Origin of the sequence: Tardiphaga sp. OK245 (assembly GCF_900108575.1) — a bacterium.
GTDB classification, from domain to species: Bacteria; Pseudomonadota; Alphaproteobacteria; order Rhizobiales; family Xanthobacteraceae; genus Tardiphaga; species Tardiphaga robiniae.
This window is the reverse complement of record NZ_FNWZ01000004.1, coordinates 868,808-885,873: the sequence shown is the minus strand read 5'-3', so window position 1 is coordinate 885,873 and position 17,066 is coordinate 868,808. Positions and strand designations below refer to the sequence as shown.

At 63.2% G+C, this 17,066-nt stretch carries 19 protein-coding genes and 1 other RNA gene; 9 read left to right on the top strand and 11 right to left on the bottom strand.

Annotated elements, in window-relative coordinates; all coding sequences use genetic code 11:
- Window positions 1-11: 11 nt before the first annotated feature.
- Genes BLW80_RS22840 through BLW80_RS22830 form a run of 3 tightly spaced genes read right to left on the bottom strand, consistent with a single transcriptional unit; the run spans window position 12 to window position 2,327 of the window.
- The gene (locus tag BLW80_RS22840) at window positions 12-944 is read right to left on the bottom strand and encodes a sugar kinase (RefSeq protein ID WP_093759824.1); all 933 of its coding nucleotides are present in this window, start codon (window positions 942-944) and stop codon (window positions 12-14) included.
- A 16-nt stretch (window positions 945-960) separates the two neighbouring features.
- Window positions 961-1,899 (bottom strand): NAD(+) diphosphatase, encoded by a 939-nt coding sequence (nudC, locus tag BLW80_RS22835; RefSeq protein ID WP_093760088.1) that lies wholly within the window; start codon window positions 1,897-1,899, stop codon window positions 961-963.
- 5 nt (window positions 1,900-1,904) lie between these two features.
- Complete coding sequence (locus BLW80_RS22830) at window positions 1,905-2,327, bottom strand: HIT domain-containing protein (protein ID WP_068732762.1); 423 nt, start codon at window positions 2,325-2,327, stop codon at window positions 1,905-1,907.
- A 180-nt stretch (window positions 2,328-2,507) separates the two neighbouring features.
- Between BLW80_RS22830 and ffs the strand changes: the two genes are divergently transcribed.
- From ffs to BLW80_RS22805, 5 genes are all read left to right on the top strand, one after another.
- Window positions 2,508-2,604, top strand: an RNA gene (ffs, locus tag BLW80_RS22825) — signal recognition particle sRNA small type.
- Window positions 2,605-2,774: 170 nt separating this feature from the next.
- Window positions 2,775-4,652 carry a DNA polymerase III subunit gamma/tau gene (locus BLW80_RS22820; protein ID WP_093759822.1) on the top strand — a complete coding sequence of 626 codons (1,878 nt, stop codon included), beginning with the start codon at window positions 2,775-2,777 and terminating at the stop codon, window positions 4,650-4,652.
- Window positions 4,653-4,673: 21 nt separating this feature from the next.
- Window positions 4,674-4,994 (top strand): YbaB/EbfC family nucleoid-associated protein, encoded by a 321-nt coding sequence (locus tag BLW80_RS22815; protein WP_093759820.1) that lies wholly within the window; start codon window positions 4,674-4,676, stop codon window positions 4,992-4,994.
- Window position 4,995: 1 nt separating this feature from the next.
- Complete coding sequence (gene recR / locus BLW80_RS22810) at window positions 4,996-5,598, top strand: recombination mediator RecR (RefSeq protein WP_089262818.1); 603 nt, start codon at window positions 4,996-4,998, stop codon at window positions 5,596-5,598.
- Window positions 5,599-5,614: 16 nt separating this feature from the next.
- On the top strand, window positions 5,615-6,061 hold the full coding sequence (locus BLW80_RS22805; RefSeq protein ID WP_170849764.1) for a hypothetical protein: 447 nt from the start codon (window positions 5,615-5,617) through the stop codon (window positions 6,059-6,061).
- 11 nt (window positions 6,062-6,072) lie between these two features.
- On the opposite strand, the gene BLW80_RS22800 is transcribed toward BLW80_RS22805, so the two are convergent.
- The gene (locus tag BLW80_RS22800; protein ID WP_093759818.1) at window positions 6,073-7,440 is read right to left on the bottom strand and encodes an AmpG family muropeptide MFS transporter; all 1,368 of its coding nucleotides are present in this window, start codon (window positions 7,438-7,440) and stop codon (window positions 6,073-6,075) included.
- A 233-nt stretch (window positions 7,441-7,673) separates the two neighbouring features.
- Here BLW80_RS22800 and BLW80_RS22795 point away from each other — a divergent pair, with 233 nt between their 5' ends.
- On the top strand, window positions 7,674-7,970 hold the full coding sequence (locus BLW80_RS22795; RefSeq protein ID WP_093759816.1) for a GIY-YIG nuclease family protein: 297 nt from the start codon (window positions 7,674-7,676) through the stop codon (window positions 7,968-7,970).
- Window positions 7,971-8,164: 194 nt separating this feature from the next.
- Here BLW80_RS22795 and BLW80_RS22790 read toward each other — a convergent pair whose 3' ends face one another.
- A complete protein-coding gene (locus tag BLW80_RS22790) occupies window positions 8,165-9,379 on the bottom strand; it encodes a DNA recombination protein RmuC (RefSeq protein ID WP_093759814.1) in 1,215 nt (404 codons plus the stop codon).
- 231 nt (window positions 9,380-9,610) lie between these two features.
- On the opposite strand from BLW80_RS22790, the gene def reads away from it, so the two are divergent.
- From def to truA, 3 genes are read left to right on the top strand one after another with little or no spacing between them, the layout of a single operon-like run.
- Window positions 9,611-10,132 carry a peptide deformylase gene (def, locus tag BLW80_RS22785; protein WP_089262812.1) on the top strand — a complete coding sequence of 174 codons (522 nt, stop codon included), beginning with the start codon at window positions 9,611-9,613 and terminating at the stop codon, window positions 10,130-10,132.
- A 39-nt stretch (window positions 10,133-10,171) separates the two neighbouring features.
- Window positions 10,172-11,104 carry a methionyl-tRNA formyltransferase gene (gene fmt, locus BLW80_RS22780; RefSeq protein WP_093759812.1) on the top strand — a complete coding sequence of 311 codons (933 nt, stop codon included), beginning with the start codon at window positions 10,172-10,174 and terminating at the stop codon, window positions 11,102-11,104.
- A complete protein-coding gene (gene truA, locus BLW80_RS22775) occupies window positions 11,104-11,844 on the top strand; it encodes a tRNA pseudouridine(38-40) synthase TruA (RefSeq protein WP_093759810.1) in 741 nt (246 codons plus the stop codon). Before fmt ends, truA begins: the two co-directional genes overlap by 1 nt.
- Here truA and BLW80_RS22770 read toward each other — a convergent pair.
- The 6 genes from BLW80_RS22770 to BLW80_RS22745 form a co-directional block, all read right to left on the bottom strand.
- Window positions 11,841-12,401 carry a phosphorylase family protein gene (locus BLW80_RS22770; protein WP_089262806.1) on the bottom strand — a complete coding sequence of 187 codons (561 nt, stop codon included), beginning with the start codon at window positions 12,399-12,401 and terminating at the stop codon, window positions 11,841-11,843. The genes truA and BLW80_RS22770 overlap by 4 nt on opposite strands.
- Window positions 12,398-13,567 (bottom strand): succinyl-diaminopimelate desuccinylase, encoded by a 1,170-nt coding sequence (gene dapE, locus BLW80_RS22765; protein WP_093759808.1) that lies wholly within the window; start codon window positions 13,565-13,567, stop codon window positions 12,398-12,400. Before dapE ends, BLW80_RS22770 begins: the two co-directional genes overlap by 4 nt.
- Complete coding sequence (locus BLW80_RS22760) at window positions 13,567-14,043, bottom strand: DUF805 domain-containing protein (protein WP_093759806.1); 477 nt, start codon at window positions 14,041-14,043, stop codon at window positions 13,567-13,569. Before BLW80_RS22760 ends, dapE begins: the two co-directional genes overlap by 1 nt.
- A 68-nt stretch (window positions 14,044-14,111) precedes the next feature.
- The gene (gene dapD, locus BLW80_RS22755) at window positions 14,112-14,957 is read right to left on the bottom strand and encodes a 2,3,4,5-tetrahydropyridine-2,6-dicarboxylate N-succinyltransferase (protein ID WP_093759804.1); all 846 of its coding nucleotides are present in this window, start codon (window positions 14,955-14,957) and stop codon (window positions 14,112-14,114) included.
- A gap of 262 nt (window positions 14,958-15,219) precedes the next feature.
- A complete protein-coding gene (locus tag BLW80_RS22750) occupies window positions 15,220-15,927 on the bottom strand; it encodes a pyrimidine 5'-nucleotidase (RefSeq protein WP_093759802.1) in 708 nt (235 codons plus the stop codon).
- Between the two features lie 23 nt (window positions 15,928-15,950).
- Window positions 15,951-16,952: a DUF1036 domain-containing protein gene (locus BLW80_RS22745; protein WP_170849763.1), complete on the bottom strand. Its 1,002-nt coding sequence runs from the start codon at window positions 16,950-16,952 to the stop codon at window positions 15,951-15,953.
- Window positions 16,953-17,066: the final 114 nt, after the last annotated feature.

The following is a 17,066-nucleotide window of genomic DNA, read 5'->3' as shown; positions in this document are numbered from 1 at the left end:
CCTGTACCGCCTCAGCTAAGGGCGCCGACTCTGGATTCCCTCAAAAGCTGTTCGACTTCAGCACGTTGCGGGCAGGCAAAAGCACCGCCATAGCGGGTGCATTTCAGGGCCGCGGCGGCGGAGGCGAAGCGCAGCGCCTCCGGTACCGACTTGCCGCCCGCGAATTCCAGCGCGAAGGCGCCATGGAAAATGTCGCCGGCGCCGAGGGTGTCCACGGTGTGAACGGGGAAGGCCGGGGTTTCCTTGGGATGTCCCTGCTCGTCGAGCCACAGGGTGCCCTTGGGGCCGCGGGTGACAGCAAGGAAGGACGAGGTGAGCGTCGCCATCTTCTGCAGCGCCTTGAGATTGTCGGTGATGCCGGCGGTCGATTGCAGCGCATCGTCCGAAAAGATCAGGTGCGAGGAGGCGGTCAGCAGGCCCTCGCGCTGCGACAGCGTGCTGTCGATATCGACGACGACGGGAATGCCGCGATGACGTGCCTCGATGCACAGCTCGGTGGCGAAGCCGGCGCAGCGGCTCTCGACCAGAATGGCGCTGCAGTCCTGCAGCAGCAGGTCGTGGTCGGGCAGCTTTACCTTCCAGAGTTCGGGATCGCGGAAGGTGACGATGGTGCGCTCGCCCGAAGGGTCGATCATGACGGCCGAGATCGGTGTCACCAGACCCGGCATATGCACCAGATGCGCGGAGTCGATGCCTTCCTTGGCGAGGTCGTCGAACAGAAACTGGTCGGCGGTCTCGTTCTTGTCGCCCATCGGCCCGGTCATCGACGCCCGGCCACCCAGCCGGCTGACGCCGATGGCGGCGTTGAGCGCATTGCCGCCGATGATCTGGGCGAAACGTTGGGAGGGGAATTTCTGGCCACGCCCCGGGACGGCTTCGACGGCAAAGGTCAGGTCGCGAACCGGCAGGCCGATACACAATACGTGGACAGGCGTGGCACTCATGAGGGATTCCCCGTGGTCAGGCTTGGTCGGGATGCAGCCAGCGACCGAGCAGATGATGCGCGATGGCGAATGGGTGCGGCCCCGCGAGCCCGTCCGGGTGTTCGCGTTTCCACATCAGCATCGCCTCGTCACGGTCAAACCACCGGGCGTCCTCAAGTTCCATCTTGTCGACGGTAATCTCGTCGCTGATGGCGCGCGCCGAACAGCCGATCATCAGGGATGACGGGTAGGGCCAGGGCTGCGTCATGTAATAGGTGACGTCGGTACAGCGGATGCCGGATTCCTCGAAGATCTCGCGCTTCACCGCGTCCTCGATGGTCTCGGCCGCTTCGACGAAACCGGCAAGGCACGAATACATGCCCGGAGCGAACTGCTTCTGGCGGCCGAGCAGGCACTTGTCGCCCTTCTCCACCAGCATGATGACGACAGGATCGGTACGCGGGAAATGCTCGGTCTTGCAGCTCGGGCAAACGCGCTTCCAGCCGCCTTCGGCCATCGACGACTTGGCGCCGCAATTGGCGCAAAACCCGTGGCGCTGATGCCAGGAGACGAGCGACTTGGCCTGTGCAACCGCCGAGAGTTGTTCCGGCGGCACCATGCCCTGCATGGCCATGCCGCGGAGTTCGCTGACGACGACATCGTCGCGGGTCAACAGCTTTTCGACGGCGGGTGCGCCGATGCCCATGCCGAACACAGCATCGCCATCACGCAGGCCCAGAAAGATAGTGCCAGGATTGGCGCCGAATTTCAGCGCCTCGTCGATGGTCAGCAGCGCGCGCTGGGCATCGCCATCCTTCTTCATGACCAGCGAGTCGCGGTAGATCACATAAGCGCGCGAGGAGCTTTTGCCCTCCAGCGCGAACAGTTTCTCGTCGCTGAAGCGCAGATGCGCGGCGCGGTCGAGCGTGTTGGAGACGAAGGCCGGATGGCCGAGCGGAAACAGCTTGCTTGTCATGATGGTCAACCGAGCCAGATCTTGCGGCGGAGTTCTGAGATGAAGCGCTGCACTTCTGCCGCGTCATGGGCGAGTGGCGGCATTACGCCCCAGATCGGCCGCGGCCAAGCGGCATCGGTCTTGCGGCGCGCGATGATGTGGACGTGCAACTGCGGCACCATGTTGCCGAGCGCCGCGACATTGAGCTTGTCGCATTTGGTGATTTCTTTGAGCGCCCGGCCGACACGGTTGATCTCGGTCATCAACTGGCCCTGCGCGACCTCGTCGAGATCGATGATCTCGGTCGTGTCGGCGCGGCGCGGCACCAGCATCAGCCAGGGGTAGTGCGCGTCCTTCACCACCAGCACGCGGCTGAGAGGGAGGTCGCCGATGTCGATGGTGTCTTGTTGCAGCTGCTCGTGCAGCGACCAGGAGGAGGGAGCGGCCATTCTGACTCTCGATTAAGGCGCACAGCGTCGCAGGAAGCGGCTGCGCAGACAACTCCCGTCATGGCCGGTTTTGCGCGTCTGGACCACGTTTTCTTGCGACTTTCCTGCGCAAAACTTGCGGCGGACTTGCGACACGCGCCGCGCTTGCTTTCCGACCATTTTGGCCCCAAATAAGCACCGGGAGATTGGCGGTGGACGAGCCACTCGCCAATCGGGTCAGGTCCGGAAGGAAGCAGCCCTAACGAGATCCGGATCGGGTCGCTCGTCAGTCTCCTACTTGTTTTATCGAGCAAATTCAGCGTCCTGCACATGGGTCGTTTGCTCGGTGGGCGCCTTGTTCGATGAGTGAGGCAGCATCGAAGGCCGGAACCTGTGTCCCGTTCCGCCTATGATGCGCCAGATGTTCCGCAAGCCGGCTTTACGAGACAACACATTGCGGATTCCTCGATGACCGACGCTGGCACGTCCCCTCCTGATGATCACCAGAGCGGTTTCGATATGGGCGCTGCCCCGGCGCCTGCTGCCGCCACGCCCTATCGCGTGCTCGCGCGTAAATACCGCCCCGGCAGTTTCGACGATCTGATCGGCCAGGAAGCGCTGGTCCGCACCGTCTCCAATGCGTTCGAGACCGGCCGCATTCCGCAGGCGTGGATCCTTACCGGTGTCCGCGGTGTCGGCAAGACAACGACGGCGCGTATTCTGGCGCGCGCGCTGAATTATGAAATGGCCGATGGCTCGGTCAAAGGCCCGACCATCCATATGCCGACGCCGGGCATCCATTGCCAGGCGATCATGGAAAGCCGGCATATCGACATTCTCGAAATGGACGCCGCGAGCCACACCGGCGTCGACGATGTCCGCCAGATCAATGACAGCGTGCGCTATGCGCCCTCCAGCGCGCGCTACAAGGTCTACATCATCGACGAAGTCCACATGCTGTCGACCGCCGCCTTCAACGCGTTCCTGAAGACGCTGGAAGAGCCGCCGGAACACGCCAAGTTCGTGTTCGCCACCACCGAAATCCGCAAGGTGCCGGTGACGGTGCTGTCGCGCTGTCAGCGCTTCGACCTGCGCCGCGTCGATGCCGATGTGCTAATGACGCATCTGTCGAATATTGCTGGTAAGGAAAACGTCGAGGTCGAGCCGGAAGCGCTGGGCATCATCGCCCGCGCCGCCGAAGGCTCGGTGCGCGATTCACTGTCGCTGTTCGATCAGGCGATTGCGCATGCCGCGGGCACGGTCCGCGCCGATGCTGTGCGGCAGATGCTCGGCCTCGCCGATCGCACCCGTGTCATCGACCTGTTCGATTCGCTGGCGCGTGGCGACATCGCCAGCGCATTCAAGGAATTTCGCGAACAATACGACGTCGGCGCTGATCCGATTGTGGTGCTGAGCGATCTTGCCGAATTCGTCAATTTCGTCACCCGCGTGAAGATCGTGCCGGCAACCGCCGACAATGTCGCGTTTGGAGAGACCGAACGTCTGCGCGCACGCGATTTCGCCTCGAAGCTGTCGATGCGGGTGCTGTCGCGGATGTGGCAGATGCTGCTCAAGGGCATCACCGAGGTGCAGGGCGCGACGCGTCCCGCCGCCGCCGCAGAGATGGTGCTGGTGCGCATCGCTTACGTTGCCGATCTGCCGACGCCGGATGAAGCGATCCGGATGCTCGACCAGAATGGCGGGACGTCGCCGATGATCCCAACGAATGGTGGAGGCCGTGCCGCGCCATCGTCCGCTCCGTCGGCATCTTTGCCGTCAGCGCAGATGCCGTCCGCCATGCCGACGATGTCAGCGAGCGCGTCGCGTGGTCCGACCATGCAGCGCGGCGGCGCGGAACCATCGCCGCGGCCGCAAGTCGGCATGGCAGATGCACCGCCCGCAGCGGTGCTGAAGATTTCCACCTTCCCTGAACTCGTGGCACTGGCCGGCGAGAAACGCGACCTGATGGTGCGCGGGGCGCTCGAAGCCGATGTGCGCCTGATCAAGATCGAAGACGGGCGGCTTGAGCTGGCGATGGAGCGCACCGCGTCGCGCACGCTGATCAACGATCTGTCGCGGAAGCTCGAACAGTGGACCGGCCGGCGTTGGGCCGTGATCGTGTCCAACGAGCAGGGACAGCCGACGCTGCGCGATCAGCAGCTCGAGCAGAAGAACGAACGCCAGCGCGCGGCGGAAGCCGATCCGCGGGTCAAGGAAGTGCTGGCACGGTTTCCGCGTGCGAAGGTCGAGGTTCGTGTCATCGCCCCTGAGCCGCCGGACTTCAACGGCAGCGATAGCGACCTGATCAGCGATGACGCGACCGACGGTCTCAACGACGACGATTAATCGAACTGCGAAGGAAAACTCATGGCTGATTTTCTCGGCATGATGAAACAGGCAGCGCAGCTGCAATCAAAGATGAAGGCGATGCAGGACGAGCTCGACCATGTCGAGGTCGAAGGTATCTCCGGCGGTGGCCTCGTGTCCGTGCGGATGACCGCGAAGACCGAAGTGAAGGCCGTGAAGATCGATCCCTCGCTCGTTAAAGCCGACGAAGTCGAGATCCTTGAGGATCTGCTGGTCACAGCGCTCGGTGATGCGCGCCGCAAGGCGGAAGCTGCGATGCAAGAGAAGATGCAGGCGCTGACCGGCGGCCTCGATCTGCCGCCGGGGATGGGCCTTACCTGAGATGGCATCCACGGCCGGTCCGGAAATCGAGCGCCTGATTCAACTGCTGGCGCGGCTGCCCGGTCTTGGCCCGCGCTCGGCCCGGCGTGCCGCGCTGCATCTGATCAAGAAGCGCGAGGCGCTGATGACGCCGCTGGCCGGTGCCTTGCAGGTGGCGATCGACCGGATTCAGGTCTGCAAGGTCTGCAGCAATATCGATACGCAGAATCCCTGCACGATCTGCACGGACCCGCGCCGCGATCCCTCGACCATCGTGGTGGTCGCCGATGTCGCGGACTTGTGGGCGCTCGAACGCGCCCATGCGACGACGGGCAAGTATCATGTATTGGGTGCAACGCTGTCGCCGCTCGACGGCGTCGGCCCGCAGGATCTGACCATCGACGCGCTGGTGTCACGTGCGCATGATTCAGAGGTGAGCGAAATCATCCTGGCGCTGAATGCGACGGTGGATGGGCAGACCACGGCGCATTACATCACTGACCTCTTGCAAGAGGCGAATGTGAAAGTCACGCGGCTGGCACATGGCGTGCCGGTTGGTGGTGAACTCGATTATCTCGACGAAGGCACGCTGTCGGCCGCGATGCGACAGCGGACGCTGTTTTAAGACTGGAAGAGCATTGATGACACGATATGACTTGAAGGCTTTGCCGACCTGGGCCGCTGCGATTTGCGCGGCCGGCCTGTTTGCGACGGCTGCCAGCGGCGCGACGGAAGCGCCGGCTCCGCCAGCCGCACCGGTGGCACCGAAGACCATGAAGATCGGCGATGTGCTGACCGGGCAGCTCAACGCCATGCGCAGCCGCGATGCCAAGGGCAAGCGCACCAATGTGTATCAAGTGGTCAGCGAGCCGCGTCGGCTGCCGGCGCCTGCAGGGCTGTGCAATCTTGAGACCGGACCCGAGACGTTCGAGATCGTCGTGGCCAATGACGCGCAGGCCACGCAGCTGAAGAAGCTTGTCGGCAAGGAAGTTGCGCTCAAGGTTGCTGAAGTCACCTGCGCCGAGCAGGCCGGGCAGATGAGTGAAGCGCTGGTGACGAAATGGAGCGTGGTGACGAAGCCGAACTGAGTTCGCTTCGGTTAAACCCGTACCGGCCCCAGCATCTCGAAATGCGCGCGGCGCTGCAGCCAGATCAGGAGGATCAGGCTCGGCACCGCGACGACCACGCTGATGACGAAGAACATCGGCCATCCCGTCGCCTGCGCGACGTAACCTGCACCTGCCGACAGATAGGTCCGCCCCACCGCAGCGAGCGCCGTGAGCAGCGCATATTGCGTGGCTGTGTGCAGCGGGTTTTTGCACAGCGCCGAAAGGTAGGCGACGAAGATCACCGTACCGATGGCGCTGGTGAAATTCTCGACCGAGATGGCCAGTGCCAGCGCCCATTGATTGACGCCGACGATGGCGAGCCACGAGAATGCCAGGTTGGACAGCGCCTGCAACACAGCGCCGATCCACAGGCTCGCCGCCAGCGAATAGCGCCGCGCCACGAAGCCGCCAGCGAAGCCGCCGATCAGCGTGGCGGCAAGGCCGACGCCTTTGACGATGGCGGCGTAGTCGTTGCGGGTGAAGCCGAGATCGATCACGAACGGCGCGGTCATGGTGCCAGAAAAGGCGTCGGTGAATTTGAACAGCACGACAAAGGCCAGCGCGGCCCAGGCGTCCTTGCGGGCCAGAAACTCGGAGAACGCGCCGATTGCAGCCTGCAGCACGCGCGTGAAGGCGCTTTCGCCGCGCGTGGCGGCTTCGGCCTGCGCGGATTGCTCGGGCTCGGTGGCCGCAAGCGCTGTGACCGTGCCGACCAGCACCATCGCCGCCATTGCCACATAGCCCCACATCCAGGCGGTGGAGCGCGCGATGCCCGTGCTCTCGAAGGCGCTGACCAGAAACAGCACGCCGGCGGTCGAGATCAGCATGCCGATGCGATAGGCCGCGACATAGGACGCCATGCCGGCCGCCTGTTCGCTCTCCGGCAGGCTCTCCACACGAAACGCATCGACGACAATGTCCTGCGTCGATGACATGGCAGCGACCAGCAGGGCGCCAAGGGCCACGAACAGCGGCGAGCGCGACGGATCGGTCAGCGCCAGCAGCAGGATCGCGCCGATCAGCAGCAGTTGTGAAAATACCAGCCAGCCGCGGCGGCGGCCGAACTGTCGCGTGAAGAAGGGCACATGCAGCGCGTCGACCAGCGGCGCCCAAAGGAACTTCAGCGTGTAGGGCGTGCCGACGAGGGCGAACAACCCGATGGTACCGAGATCGACGCCGGATTCGCGCATCCACACCAGCAGCGTCGAGCCGGACAATGCAAGCGGCAGACCCGACGACAGGCCAAGCAGCAGCACGATCAGCACCCGCGGCTGCAGATACACCGCCATGCTCTCGCGCCAGGTGGCACGGGGCTTCAAGGCGAGGGCGGCTTCGGACGAGTCAGGCGCGCTGGTCATGGGGAAGGGTTAGCAGATTCGGGGGAAAGCGGCCTGTGGCTTCGTATCCTTCCCCTCGGTTGTCATCGCCCGGCCTGGCGCGCAATTGCGCGCTAGGACCGGGCGATCCAGTATCCGGCGTTGGTTGTGTTTGGCAGCGTCGTACGAGCGTAAGGTCGGTGTATACTGGGTCAACCGGTCAAGCCGGGTGACGACAAGTGAGTTTGGTGCAACGGCAGTGGCGAGTCCTGACGATGCGTGCCTACAACTTTTACGTCTACATTCTGGCAAGCGACATCGGCGGAACGCTTTATATCGGCGTGACGAACGATCTCATTCGCCGCGTATACGAACACAAAACGAAAGCCGCAGAGGGATTCACGAAGGCCTATGGCATCGACCGGCTCGTCTACTACGAACGCTTCGACAATATCGAACACGCCATGCACCGCGAGAAGCGGCTCAAGAAGTGGATGCGGGAATGGAAGATCGCACTGATCGAGAAAGATAATCCCAATTGGGATGATCTGTATCCCCTCATCTGCCGGTGAGGGCGCAATAACTCAGTTGCCTCTCGGCACCACTTTCTCAGTCGTTATCGCCCGGCTTGACCGGGCGATCCAGTATACACTGCCCTTAACGTTGATACTTCATAGCAAACTACAACCGCCGCCGGATACTGGATCGCCCGGTCCAAGCGCGCAATTGCGCGCTCGGCCGGGCGATGACAGTTGGAGTTCTGGAGCTATTCCCCCGCCTGCAGCTTGCGCGGCAGTGGCGCGAACATGTCGGGGGCGGCGGTCTTCGCGATGACCGGGGCTACCTCGGCCGCCGGCTCGCTCTTGCTGAAATCTAGTTCCTCGATGCGGCCGGCGCGCTTCTCGATCTTGTCGGCGGAGATCAGGATCTGGCGGACGTCCTCATTGGCCTGCCCGAAATGCGTCTGCAGCTTCATCACGCGATCGCGCAACCGGGTGAGGTCGTCGCCCAGATTCAGGACCTCGGTGCGGATCTGGTCGGCGGCGTCGCGCATCCGCGCGTCCTTCAGGATTTGCTGCATCACTTGGATAGCCAGCATCAGCAGCGACGGCGACACCAGCACGACGCGGGCGCGATAGGCTTTCTGGATGATGTCATCGAAACCGTCGTGGATTTCAGCATAGACGGATTCCGACGGCACGAACATCAGCGCCGTATCCTGCGTCTCGCCGGCAACCAGATACTTCTCGGCGATGTCGGTGACATGTTTCATCACGTCCGCGCGCAAGCGCTGCGCTGCGTATTTCTTCTCGTCATCGCTGCGCGCGTCATGCAGCGCTGTGACGGCTTCCAGCGGGAATTTCGCATCGATGCACAGTGGACGCTGATCCGGCAGGAAGATCACGCAGTCCGGCCGTTTGCCCGACGATAGCGTGTGCTGGAACGCATAGGCGCCGCTCGGCATGCCGTCCTTCACGATACTTTCCATCCGCGCCTGACCGAACGCGCCACGCGACTGCTTGTTGGCAAGTACGTCACGCAAGGTCGTCACCTGCGAGGTGAGGTCCGTGAGGTTCTTGTGGGCGTTGTCGATGATGCCCAGCCGCTCATGCAGCGCGCTCAGGCTTTCCATCGTGTTGCGGGTGGTCTGTTCCATGGATTGGCCGACGCGATGGGTCACCGAGTCCAGCCGCTCGGACACCGCGCGTGCCATGTCGGCCTGACGGCCGGCCAAGGCCTGGCCCATGGCGTCGACGCGGCCGGTGGCCTCGTTCTGCGCCTTCAGCACTTCGCTGAGGCGTTCTTCCAGTTCGTCGGCGCGGATCGCCTGGGCCATGGCCATGGCGGCGCCGCGGCTACCGGAACGAGCGATGATGATGGCGATGGTGAGCAGCAAACCCAGCGCCAGAGCACTGAAGCCCATCAATGCCACGCCGGCGGTGACCGGCATGTCGCCGATCATGAAAAGAATCTCGTTCATCCCATCCTTGTAGCCGATTCGGTCGGTTGCGCGAACGAAGAGGGAACGTTTATGGTTAATGCAAAATGAATTTTCCTGGTTAAGCCAAGCCTAAGAAATGTGGTTAAGCAGACCTTAACCGGCATGGTTAACCGCGCCTCAATTTTCATGGTTAGCGGGGAGTTAACGTCCTTCAAAGTCCAGCCTTTCCAGCGGATTGACCCGGACCGGCGCGCAGATTAAATCGCCGCCATGGCCATTCGTGAAATCATTATCCTGCCCGACAAACAGTTGCGGCTGATCTCCAAACCAGTTGAGAAGGTGACGTCTGAGGTGCGCAAGCTCGCCGACGACATGTTCGAGACGATGTATGACGCACCCGGGATCGGGCTGGCGGCGATCCAGATCGCGGTTCCGCTGCGGCTGATCACCATGGACATCGCCAAGAAGGACGATGAGGAGGACGGCAAGAAGCCGCGCGTCTTCATCAATCCGGAGATCATCTCGGCCTCGGAAGAACTCTCGGTTTATGAGGAAGGCTGTCTGTCGATCCCTGAATATTACGAGGAAGTGGAACGCCCGGCGACGGTGCGGATCCGCTATATGGACCTCGACGGCAAGACCATCGAGGAAGAGGCTTCTGGCCTGTTCGCGACCTGCATTCAGCACGAGATCGACCATCTCAATGGCGTGCTGTTCGTCGATTACCTTTCGAAGCTGAAGCGCGACCGCGTGCTGAAGAAGTTCACCAAGCTCGCCAAGCGCGCGGAGTAGGTTTCTCCGCGCAACGCTGCAACAGATCGGCTCCGACCTATGTCGCTTCGTTTGATCTTCATGGGCACGCCGGATTTCGCGGTGCCGACGCTGCTCGAACTCGTGGCCCATGGCCATGAGATCGTGGCGGTCTATACCCGCGAAGCAAAGCCCGCGGGCCGTGGCATGAAGCTGCAGCCGACGCCCGTGGCGCGCGAGGCGGAACGGCTCGGCATTCCCGTGTTCACGCCGAAAACGCTGCGGACGCCGGAAGCCGAAGCCGAGTTCCGGTCGCATGAGGCCGAGGCTGCGGTCGTCGTCGCCTACGGCATGATCCTGCCGCAGAACATTCTCGATGTGCCGCCCCTAGGTTGCTTCAACCTGCACGGCTCGCTACTGCCGCGCTGGCGCGGCGCGGCGCCGATCAATCGTGCCATCATGGAGGGCGACGCCGAGAGCGGCGTCATGGTGATGAAGATGGATATCGGCCTCGACACCGGCGATGTCGCCATGGCCGAGCGTCTGGCGATCACCGATGCGATGACGGCGCTGGACCTGCACGATGCGCTGGCGCCGCTTGGTGCCGACTTGATGGTGCGGGCCATGGGTGCGCTGGAAAGGGGACGGCTGAGCCTGACCCCGCAGAGCGCAGACGGCGTCACTTACGCGGCCAAGATCGACAAGGCGGAGGCCAAGATCGACTGGTCGAAGCCGGCGCGCGAGGTGCTCAGGCATTGCCATGGGCTGTCACCGTTTCCCGGCGCGTGGTGCGAAGTGCCGATCGAGGGCGAGGCGGTACGCGTGAAGGTTCTGCGCTGCGAGCTTGCAAAGGGCGCGGGTGCGCCCGGCGAGATCATCGACGATCAGCTCACCATCGCCTGCGGCGAGGGCGCGATCCGGATCATCGACCTGCAGCGCGCCGGCAAGCAGCCGATGAAGGCCAGTGAATTTCTGCGTGGCACGCCGCTGAAGCCGCCTCTGCAGGTGGGCTGATGCCGCGCTACAAGATGATCATCGAATATGACGGCGCGCCATTTTCCGGATGGCAGGTGCAGGCCAACGCGACGCTGACCGTACAGGGCGCGCTGGAGCGTGCCGCCGAGGCCATCTGCGGCGAGCCGATCCGCGTCCATGGCGCCGGTCGCACCGATGCCGGCGTCCATGCGCTCGGCCAGGTCGCCCATTGCGACGTGCCGAAAGTGCTGGTGCCGGGTCGCTTTCGCGATGGCATGAATGCCCATCTGCGGCCGCATCCGGTCGGCGTGCTGTCGGCGGATATCGTGCCGGATGATTTCGAGGCGCGGTTCTCGGCCATCAAGCGCCACTATGTCTATCGCATCGCCAATCGTCGCGCGAACCTCGCCGTCGATGCCGGCCGGGTCTGGCGCGTGCCGCGCCCGCTCGATGTCGCTGCCATGAGCGAGGCTGCGAAGCGTTTGCTCGGTCGACACGACTTCACGACCTTTCGCGATACCGAATGCCAAGCCAAGTCGCCGATCCGCACGCTCGATCAGCTCGATGTGGTGCAGAACGGTGAGGCGATCACTATCACGACCTCCGCACGCTCGTTCCTGCACAGCCAGGTGCGCTCGATGGTTGGCTCACTGGTCTGGGTCGGCAACGGCCGCTGGACGCCGGACGATCTGGCTGCGGCGCTTGCCGCGAAGGACCGCAGCGCCTGCGGCATCGTGGCGCCGCCGGATGGGCTGTATCTGGTAAAGGTCGACTACTAGACCTTCACGCCCTTCATCGCGTCCCAGAACAGATCCTGTCCATTCGCGACATTCGCCGTCCAATGCTCATGCGCAAAATCATTGGCGTCGTCGGTGATGAATTTGAAGGCGCGCCAGGGAATGCCGTGGCGCAGGCAGACCTGCGCGATGGCAAACAGTTCCATATCGACGATATCGACATTGTTCGACACCAGCCAAGGATCGGTGGAGGTGACGAAACTGTCACCACTGCCGCAGATTACGCCGCGCTGACCCGAGACCAAGCGGTCGAGATCGGGCGCAAAGGGCGTGCGGCCGCGCGGCGCCAACGGCTCGGCATTCATGTCGCGCTGGATCACGTCGCTGACCTCGACGAGGCCGTTGAGTTTGGTGTTTAGCTTGCCGGCGGTGCCGTAGTTCACGACGAGCTTGGGCTGCATGGCCTGCACCGCCTGAAGTGTTGCGATCGTGGTGTTGATCTTACCGACGCCGGTGAAAATCACCTCGATCTCGGCAGGCGCGCGTGATTTGTCGAGCTCGCTTTCGAGCGCGGTGAGGACGAGAATCTTGCCGTTCATGCGAAATACCGATCCAGCACGCCACGATAGATTTGGGTGAGCTTCTCCAGATCGGCAACCTTCGTGTGTTCGTCGATCTGATGCATGGTCTGCCCGACCAGGCCGAATTCAATCACCGGGCAGTAGTTCTTGATGAAGCGCGCATCCGAGGTTCCGCCGCCCGTGTTGAGATCCGGTGTGCGGCCGGTGACATCCTTGATCGCGGCGACGACCGTATCGGTAAAGGCGCCGGGCTTTGTGACGAAGCTGTCCGAATTGCTCGGCTCCCAGATCACATGCGCGCGAATGCGATTGCCGGCGGCAGTTGCGACGCGTGCATCGATCAGGTCGCGCAATGACGCCTGCGTGTGGTGGTCGTTGAAGCGGATATTGAACTTCGCCCGCGCTTGCGCGGGGATGACGTTGGTCGCCTTGTTGCCGACATCCACCGAGGTGAATTCGAGATTGGACGGCTGAAACTGTGCATTGCCCTGATCCAGCGGGTCGCCGCTCAGTGCCGTGATGAGTGCGGCGATATCCGGCACCGGATTCGACGCGCGATGCGGATAGGCGACATGGCCCTGCACGCCATCGACGACCAGCGTGCCTGATTGCGACCCGCGGCGTCCGATCTTGATGGTGTCGCCCATCTCCTCGACATTCGAGGGCTCGCCGACGATGCAATGATCGAACTGTTCGCCACGCTCGGCCGCCCATTGGAGCAGCTTCACGGTGCCATTGACGGCAATGCCTTCTTCGTCGCCGGTGATCAGGAAGGAGATCGAACCGCCGCCATCCTTTTGCGGCTTGCCGTCATTCGCCGCCAGATAGTCCAGCACGGCGGCGACTGACGCGGCAATGCCACCCTTCATGTCCACCGCACCGCGGCCGTAGAGCAGGCCGTTCGTCACGTCGCCGGAGAAAGCGCCATGGGTCCACGCCGCTTCATCACCGGGCGGCACCACGTCGGTATGGCCAGCAAAACAGATATGCGGCGCGGAAGTCCCGATACGGGCATAGAGGTTTTCGATATCGGCGCTGCCTTCCTCGCTGAAGGTGACGCGATGGACTTCGAAGCCGGCCGGCGTCAGCAGGCTCTCAAGCACGCCGAGGGCGCCGGCGTCAGCAGGAGTGACTGAGGGGCAGCGGAGAAGATCTTGAGCGATGGAGAGAACGTCGGTGGACATCAGACCCTTGGTGCAGTGGCAAGCGCGGCAAGCGGATCGGGACCGTATTCGTTCGGCCCGGCGGTGCCGCGCAGGAAGCCCAGTTCGACGATGGCCCAGATGGTCACGGCGAAGCTGGCGATATGAAAGACGAAGCTGGTGCTCGCGCTGCTGGTGCTGCCGATGCCGCTCAGGACGCTGGGGCCGAGCCAGAACACCAGGATCCACCATCCGCTCTTCTCGCGGTCATGCAGCCGCTTGATGCCGGTGGCGATGCCGGACCATGTACCGGCGGTGATGAGGACAATGGCGGCCAGCCACAGCAGCAACGCGCCACCGACCATGCTGAACAGGCGATCGGTGTCAAAGCCGCCGAGCCACATCACGGCAGCAGCTACGAAGGCGATCCAGGCCACTATGTAGATCAGGATCGCGAGCCAGTATTTGCCGCGGTTGATCCGTCCCTTGAAGCTGAAAAGCAGCGTGGTCCAGTCCATGGCAGCCCCCAGGTCAACGGATCGGTCCGGTCTGCGCGATGCTACGCGCAAACCGGTCCGAACGACAATCAGTCGCGCAGCAACTCGTTGATGCTGGTCTTGGAGCGGGTGCGCTCGTCGACACGCTTCACGATCACGGCGCAGGCGGTGGAGGGGCCGATCTGGCCGTTCTTCATCGGCTTGCCGGGCAGGTTGCCGGGGACCAGCACCGCATATTCCGGCACTTCGCCGACGAACACTTCGCCGGTTTCGCGATCGACGATCTTGGTCGATGCGCCCAGGAACACGCCCATGGCCAGCACCGCACCCTTGCGCACGATCACGCCTTCAGCGACTTCCGAGCGGGCGCCGATGAAACAGTCGTCCTCGATGATGACCGGGCCGGCCTGTAGCGGCTCCAGCACGCCGCCGATGCCGACGCCGCCGGAAATGTGCACGCGCTTGCCGATCTGGGCGCAGGAGCCGACCGTCGACCAGGTGTCGACCATGGAGCTCTCGTCGACATAGGCGCCGAGATTGACGAAAGACGGCATCAGCACGACGTTCTTGGCGATGAAGGCCGACTTGCGCACGATAGCGCCCGGTACAGAGCGGAAGCCGGCGTCGCGGAAGCTGTTGTCGCCCCATCCCTCGAACTTCGAGGGCACCTTGTCCCACCAGGCCGCGCCGCCGGGACCACCAGAGATCTGCGCCATGTCATTGAGGCGGAACGACAGCAGCACGGCCTTCTTCAGCCACTGGTTCACGGTCCACTTGCCGTCGTCTGCACGCACGGCGACGCGGGCCTCGCCCTTGTCGAGCAGGTTCAGCGCCTGATCGACAGCGTCGCGGACTTCACCCTTGGTCGCAGCGTTGACGTTATCGCGCGCGTCGAAGGCGGCATTGATGGTGGATTCGAGGGCGGTCAGCGACATCGCGGTTTCCTTGGGCAGATCGTGGGTAAAAGGTGATTTCTTGGAGCTTTTGTCGGGATTCGGCCGGGGAGAGTCAAGGTCGGGAAGAGGGCCGTCCGCGTCAAACTCAGCCTGTCATCACCCGCGAAAGCGGGTGATCCAGTATACGGCGGCGGGACGGCTTCATCACTTCTGCTGGTGCCTACTGGATCGCCCGGTCCACGCGCGCAAGTGCGCGCCAGGCCGGGCGATGACAGGTGAGGGGATGTGCCGCTGTTCGAGATCAGCGCGCTTTGTTCAGCGCTGCCAGGAACCCCGTCAGATCGTCGGTGACGTGGTCGACATGGTCGTCGTCGCGGCCTTCCAGCTCCCAGTCCTCACGCACGACTTCCTTGGCGCCGTCGGGCACGATCAGCACGGTCGTCATGCCCAGTTTGTGCGGCACCACGAGGTTGCGGGACAGGTCCTCGAACATGGCGGCCTTGGAGGGATCGACGCCGTGCAGGCGGAGGAACTTGTCATAGGTCTGCTGCGCGGGCTTCGGTTCAAGATCGGCGGCGATGATGTCGAAGATCGCTTCGAACTGGTCGGCGAAACCGAGGCGCTCCAGCACGGCGCCGGCATGGGCGACCGAGCCGTTAGTCAGGATCAGCTTGCGGCCTGGCAGTTGTGCGATCGCGGCGCCCATCACCGGATTGGGCTCGAGCGGCGAATGATCGATCTCGTGGACGAAAGCCAGAAAGTCGTCGGCGCGCACACCGTGCTCGGTCATCATGCCGCGCATGGTGGTGCCGTAGCGCTTGTAATAATCCTTCTGAACCTTGAAGGCCTCGTCGGGCGAAATCTTGAGAAAATTCGCGACGAAGTCGCGGATCTTGCCATCGACCTGCTGCCACAGGTTCACGTGGTGCGGATACAGCGTGTTGTCGAGATCGAACACCCATGTCTCGACATGGTTGAAGGCGCGCGGCGATTTGGTCGGCAGGGTCATTGATTGTCTCTGTTGTCCGGTCGTCACGGTGTCCCAAAGCGCAGCGTCCTGCCGCCGCCGGACATATCGACGATGGCGAAGCCGGCGCTGGTGAGGCCGCGGGTATTGCAGTCGTTGTGTTCGCGGATCTCGAATTTGCTCTCGCGCGTGCACAGCATGCGAACGCCGCCCCAGTTCAGCGGCTTGTCGTTGAGCTTAATGGCGCGGCCATTGTCGTCGACGGCCTCGGCGAAACTGAGGATCTGGCGGGGTTGGCCGACAATATCCGGTCGCAGGCATTTGCCTGGTTCGATGCGATACCAGCCGCGGCTGACAACGCCCTTGCCGTCATCGGTCGCGACCGAGGCCATGACCTTGTAGGACGTGTCGTTGCACCAGGTCAGGCCTGTTGCGGAGGGCGCCTGCACGGCGGCGATCATTGTCTCGAAGAAATTCGGCGTTGAAACCACATCGGCAGCAAGACTACGGCTCTTGAGGAAGGACGAGAGCGCGCTCTGGGTCTTCGGCCCGTCCACGCCATCGATCGGTGCGGCGTCATAGCCCGCGATCACCAGCAGGCGCTGGATCGCGGCGAGCTTGGCCTGTTCGTCGTCATATTCGCTGTCTTCGGCGAGATAGGCGACCATGTTGCCGTCGTCGGTCTGCGTCGGCTTGATCATCGTGAACGGCACCTGTGACTGCCCGGCGCGGCATTGCCGGGCAGCGGCGATCACGAAGTTATCCGGCGCGATGCACAGGTTGTCGGTGCCGTTCTGCGCCACGGGCGAGGCGCCGTAGATGCTGAGCGCGCGGGCATGCAGCAGGATACGGTCGGCCGTCAGCGTTCCCTGTACGACGACGCGGCACTGCGCGGGATCGATGCGAAACCAGCCGCGCGTCGCGGTGGCGCTCTTGTCGTCGATACCGATGGCGGCTTCGACGACATAGCTCATGCGGTTGCAGAGTTTGAGATCGGCGCGGGCGGGGGAGGTGAGGGCCACGAGAAAGAGGAGAGCTGCGAAGCCGCCCAATACCCCGTCCCTCATGGTGAGGAGGCGCGTCTTCCGCGCCGTCTCGAACCATGAGCAGACTTGGCGAAGAGTCCGCGGCCATCCTTCGAGACGCACGCTTCGCGCGCTCCTCAGGATGAAGGGCGGAGT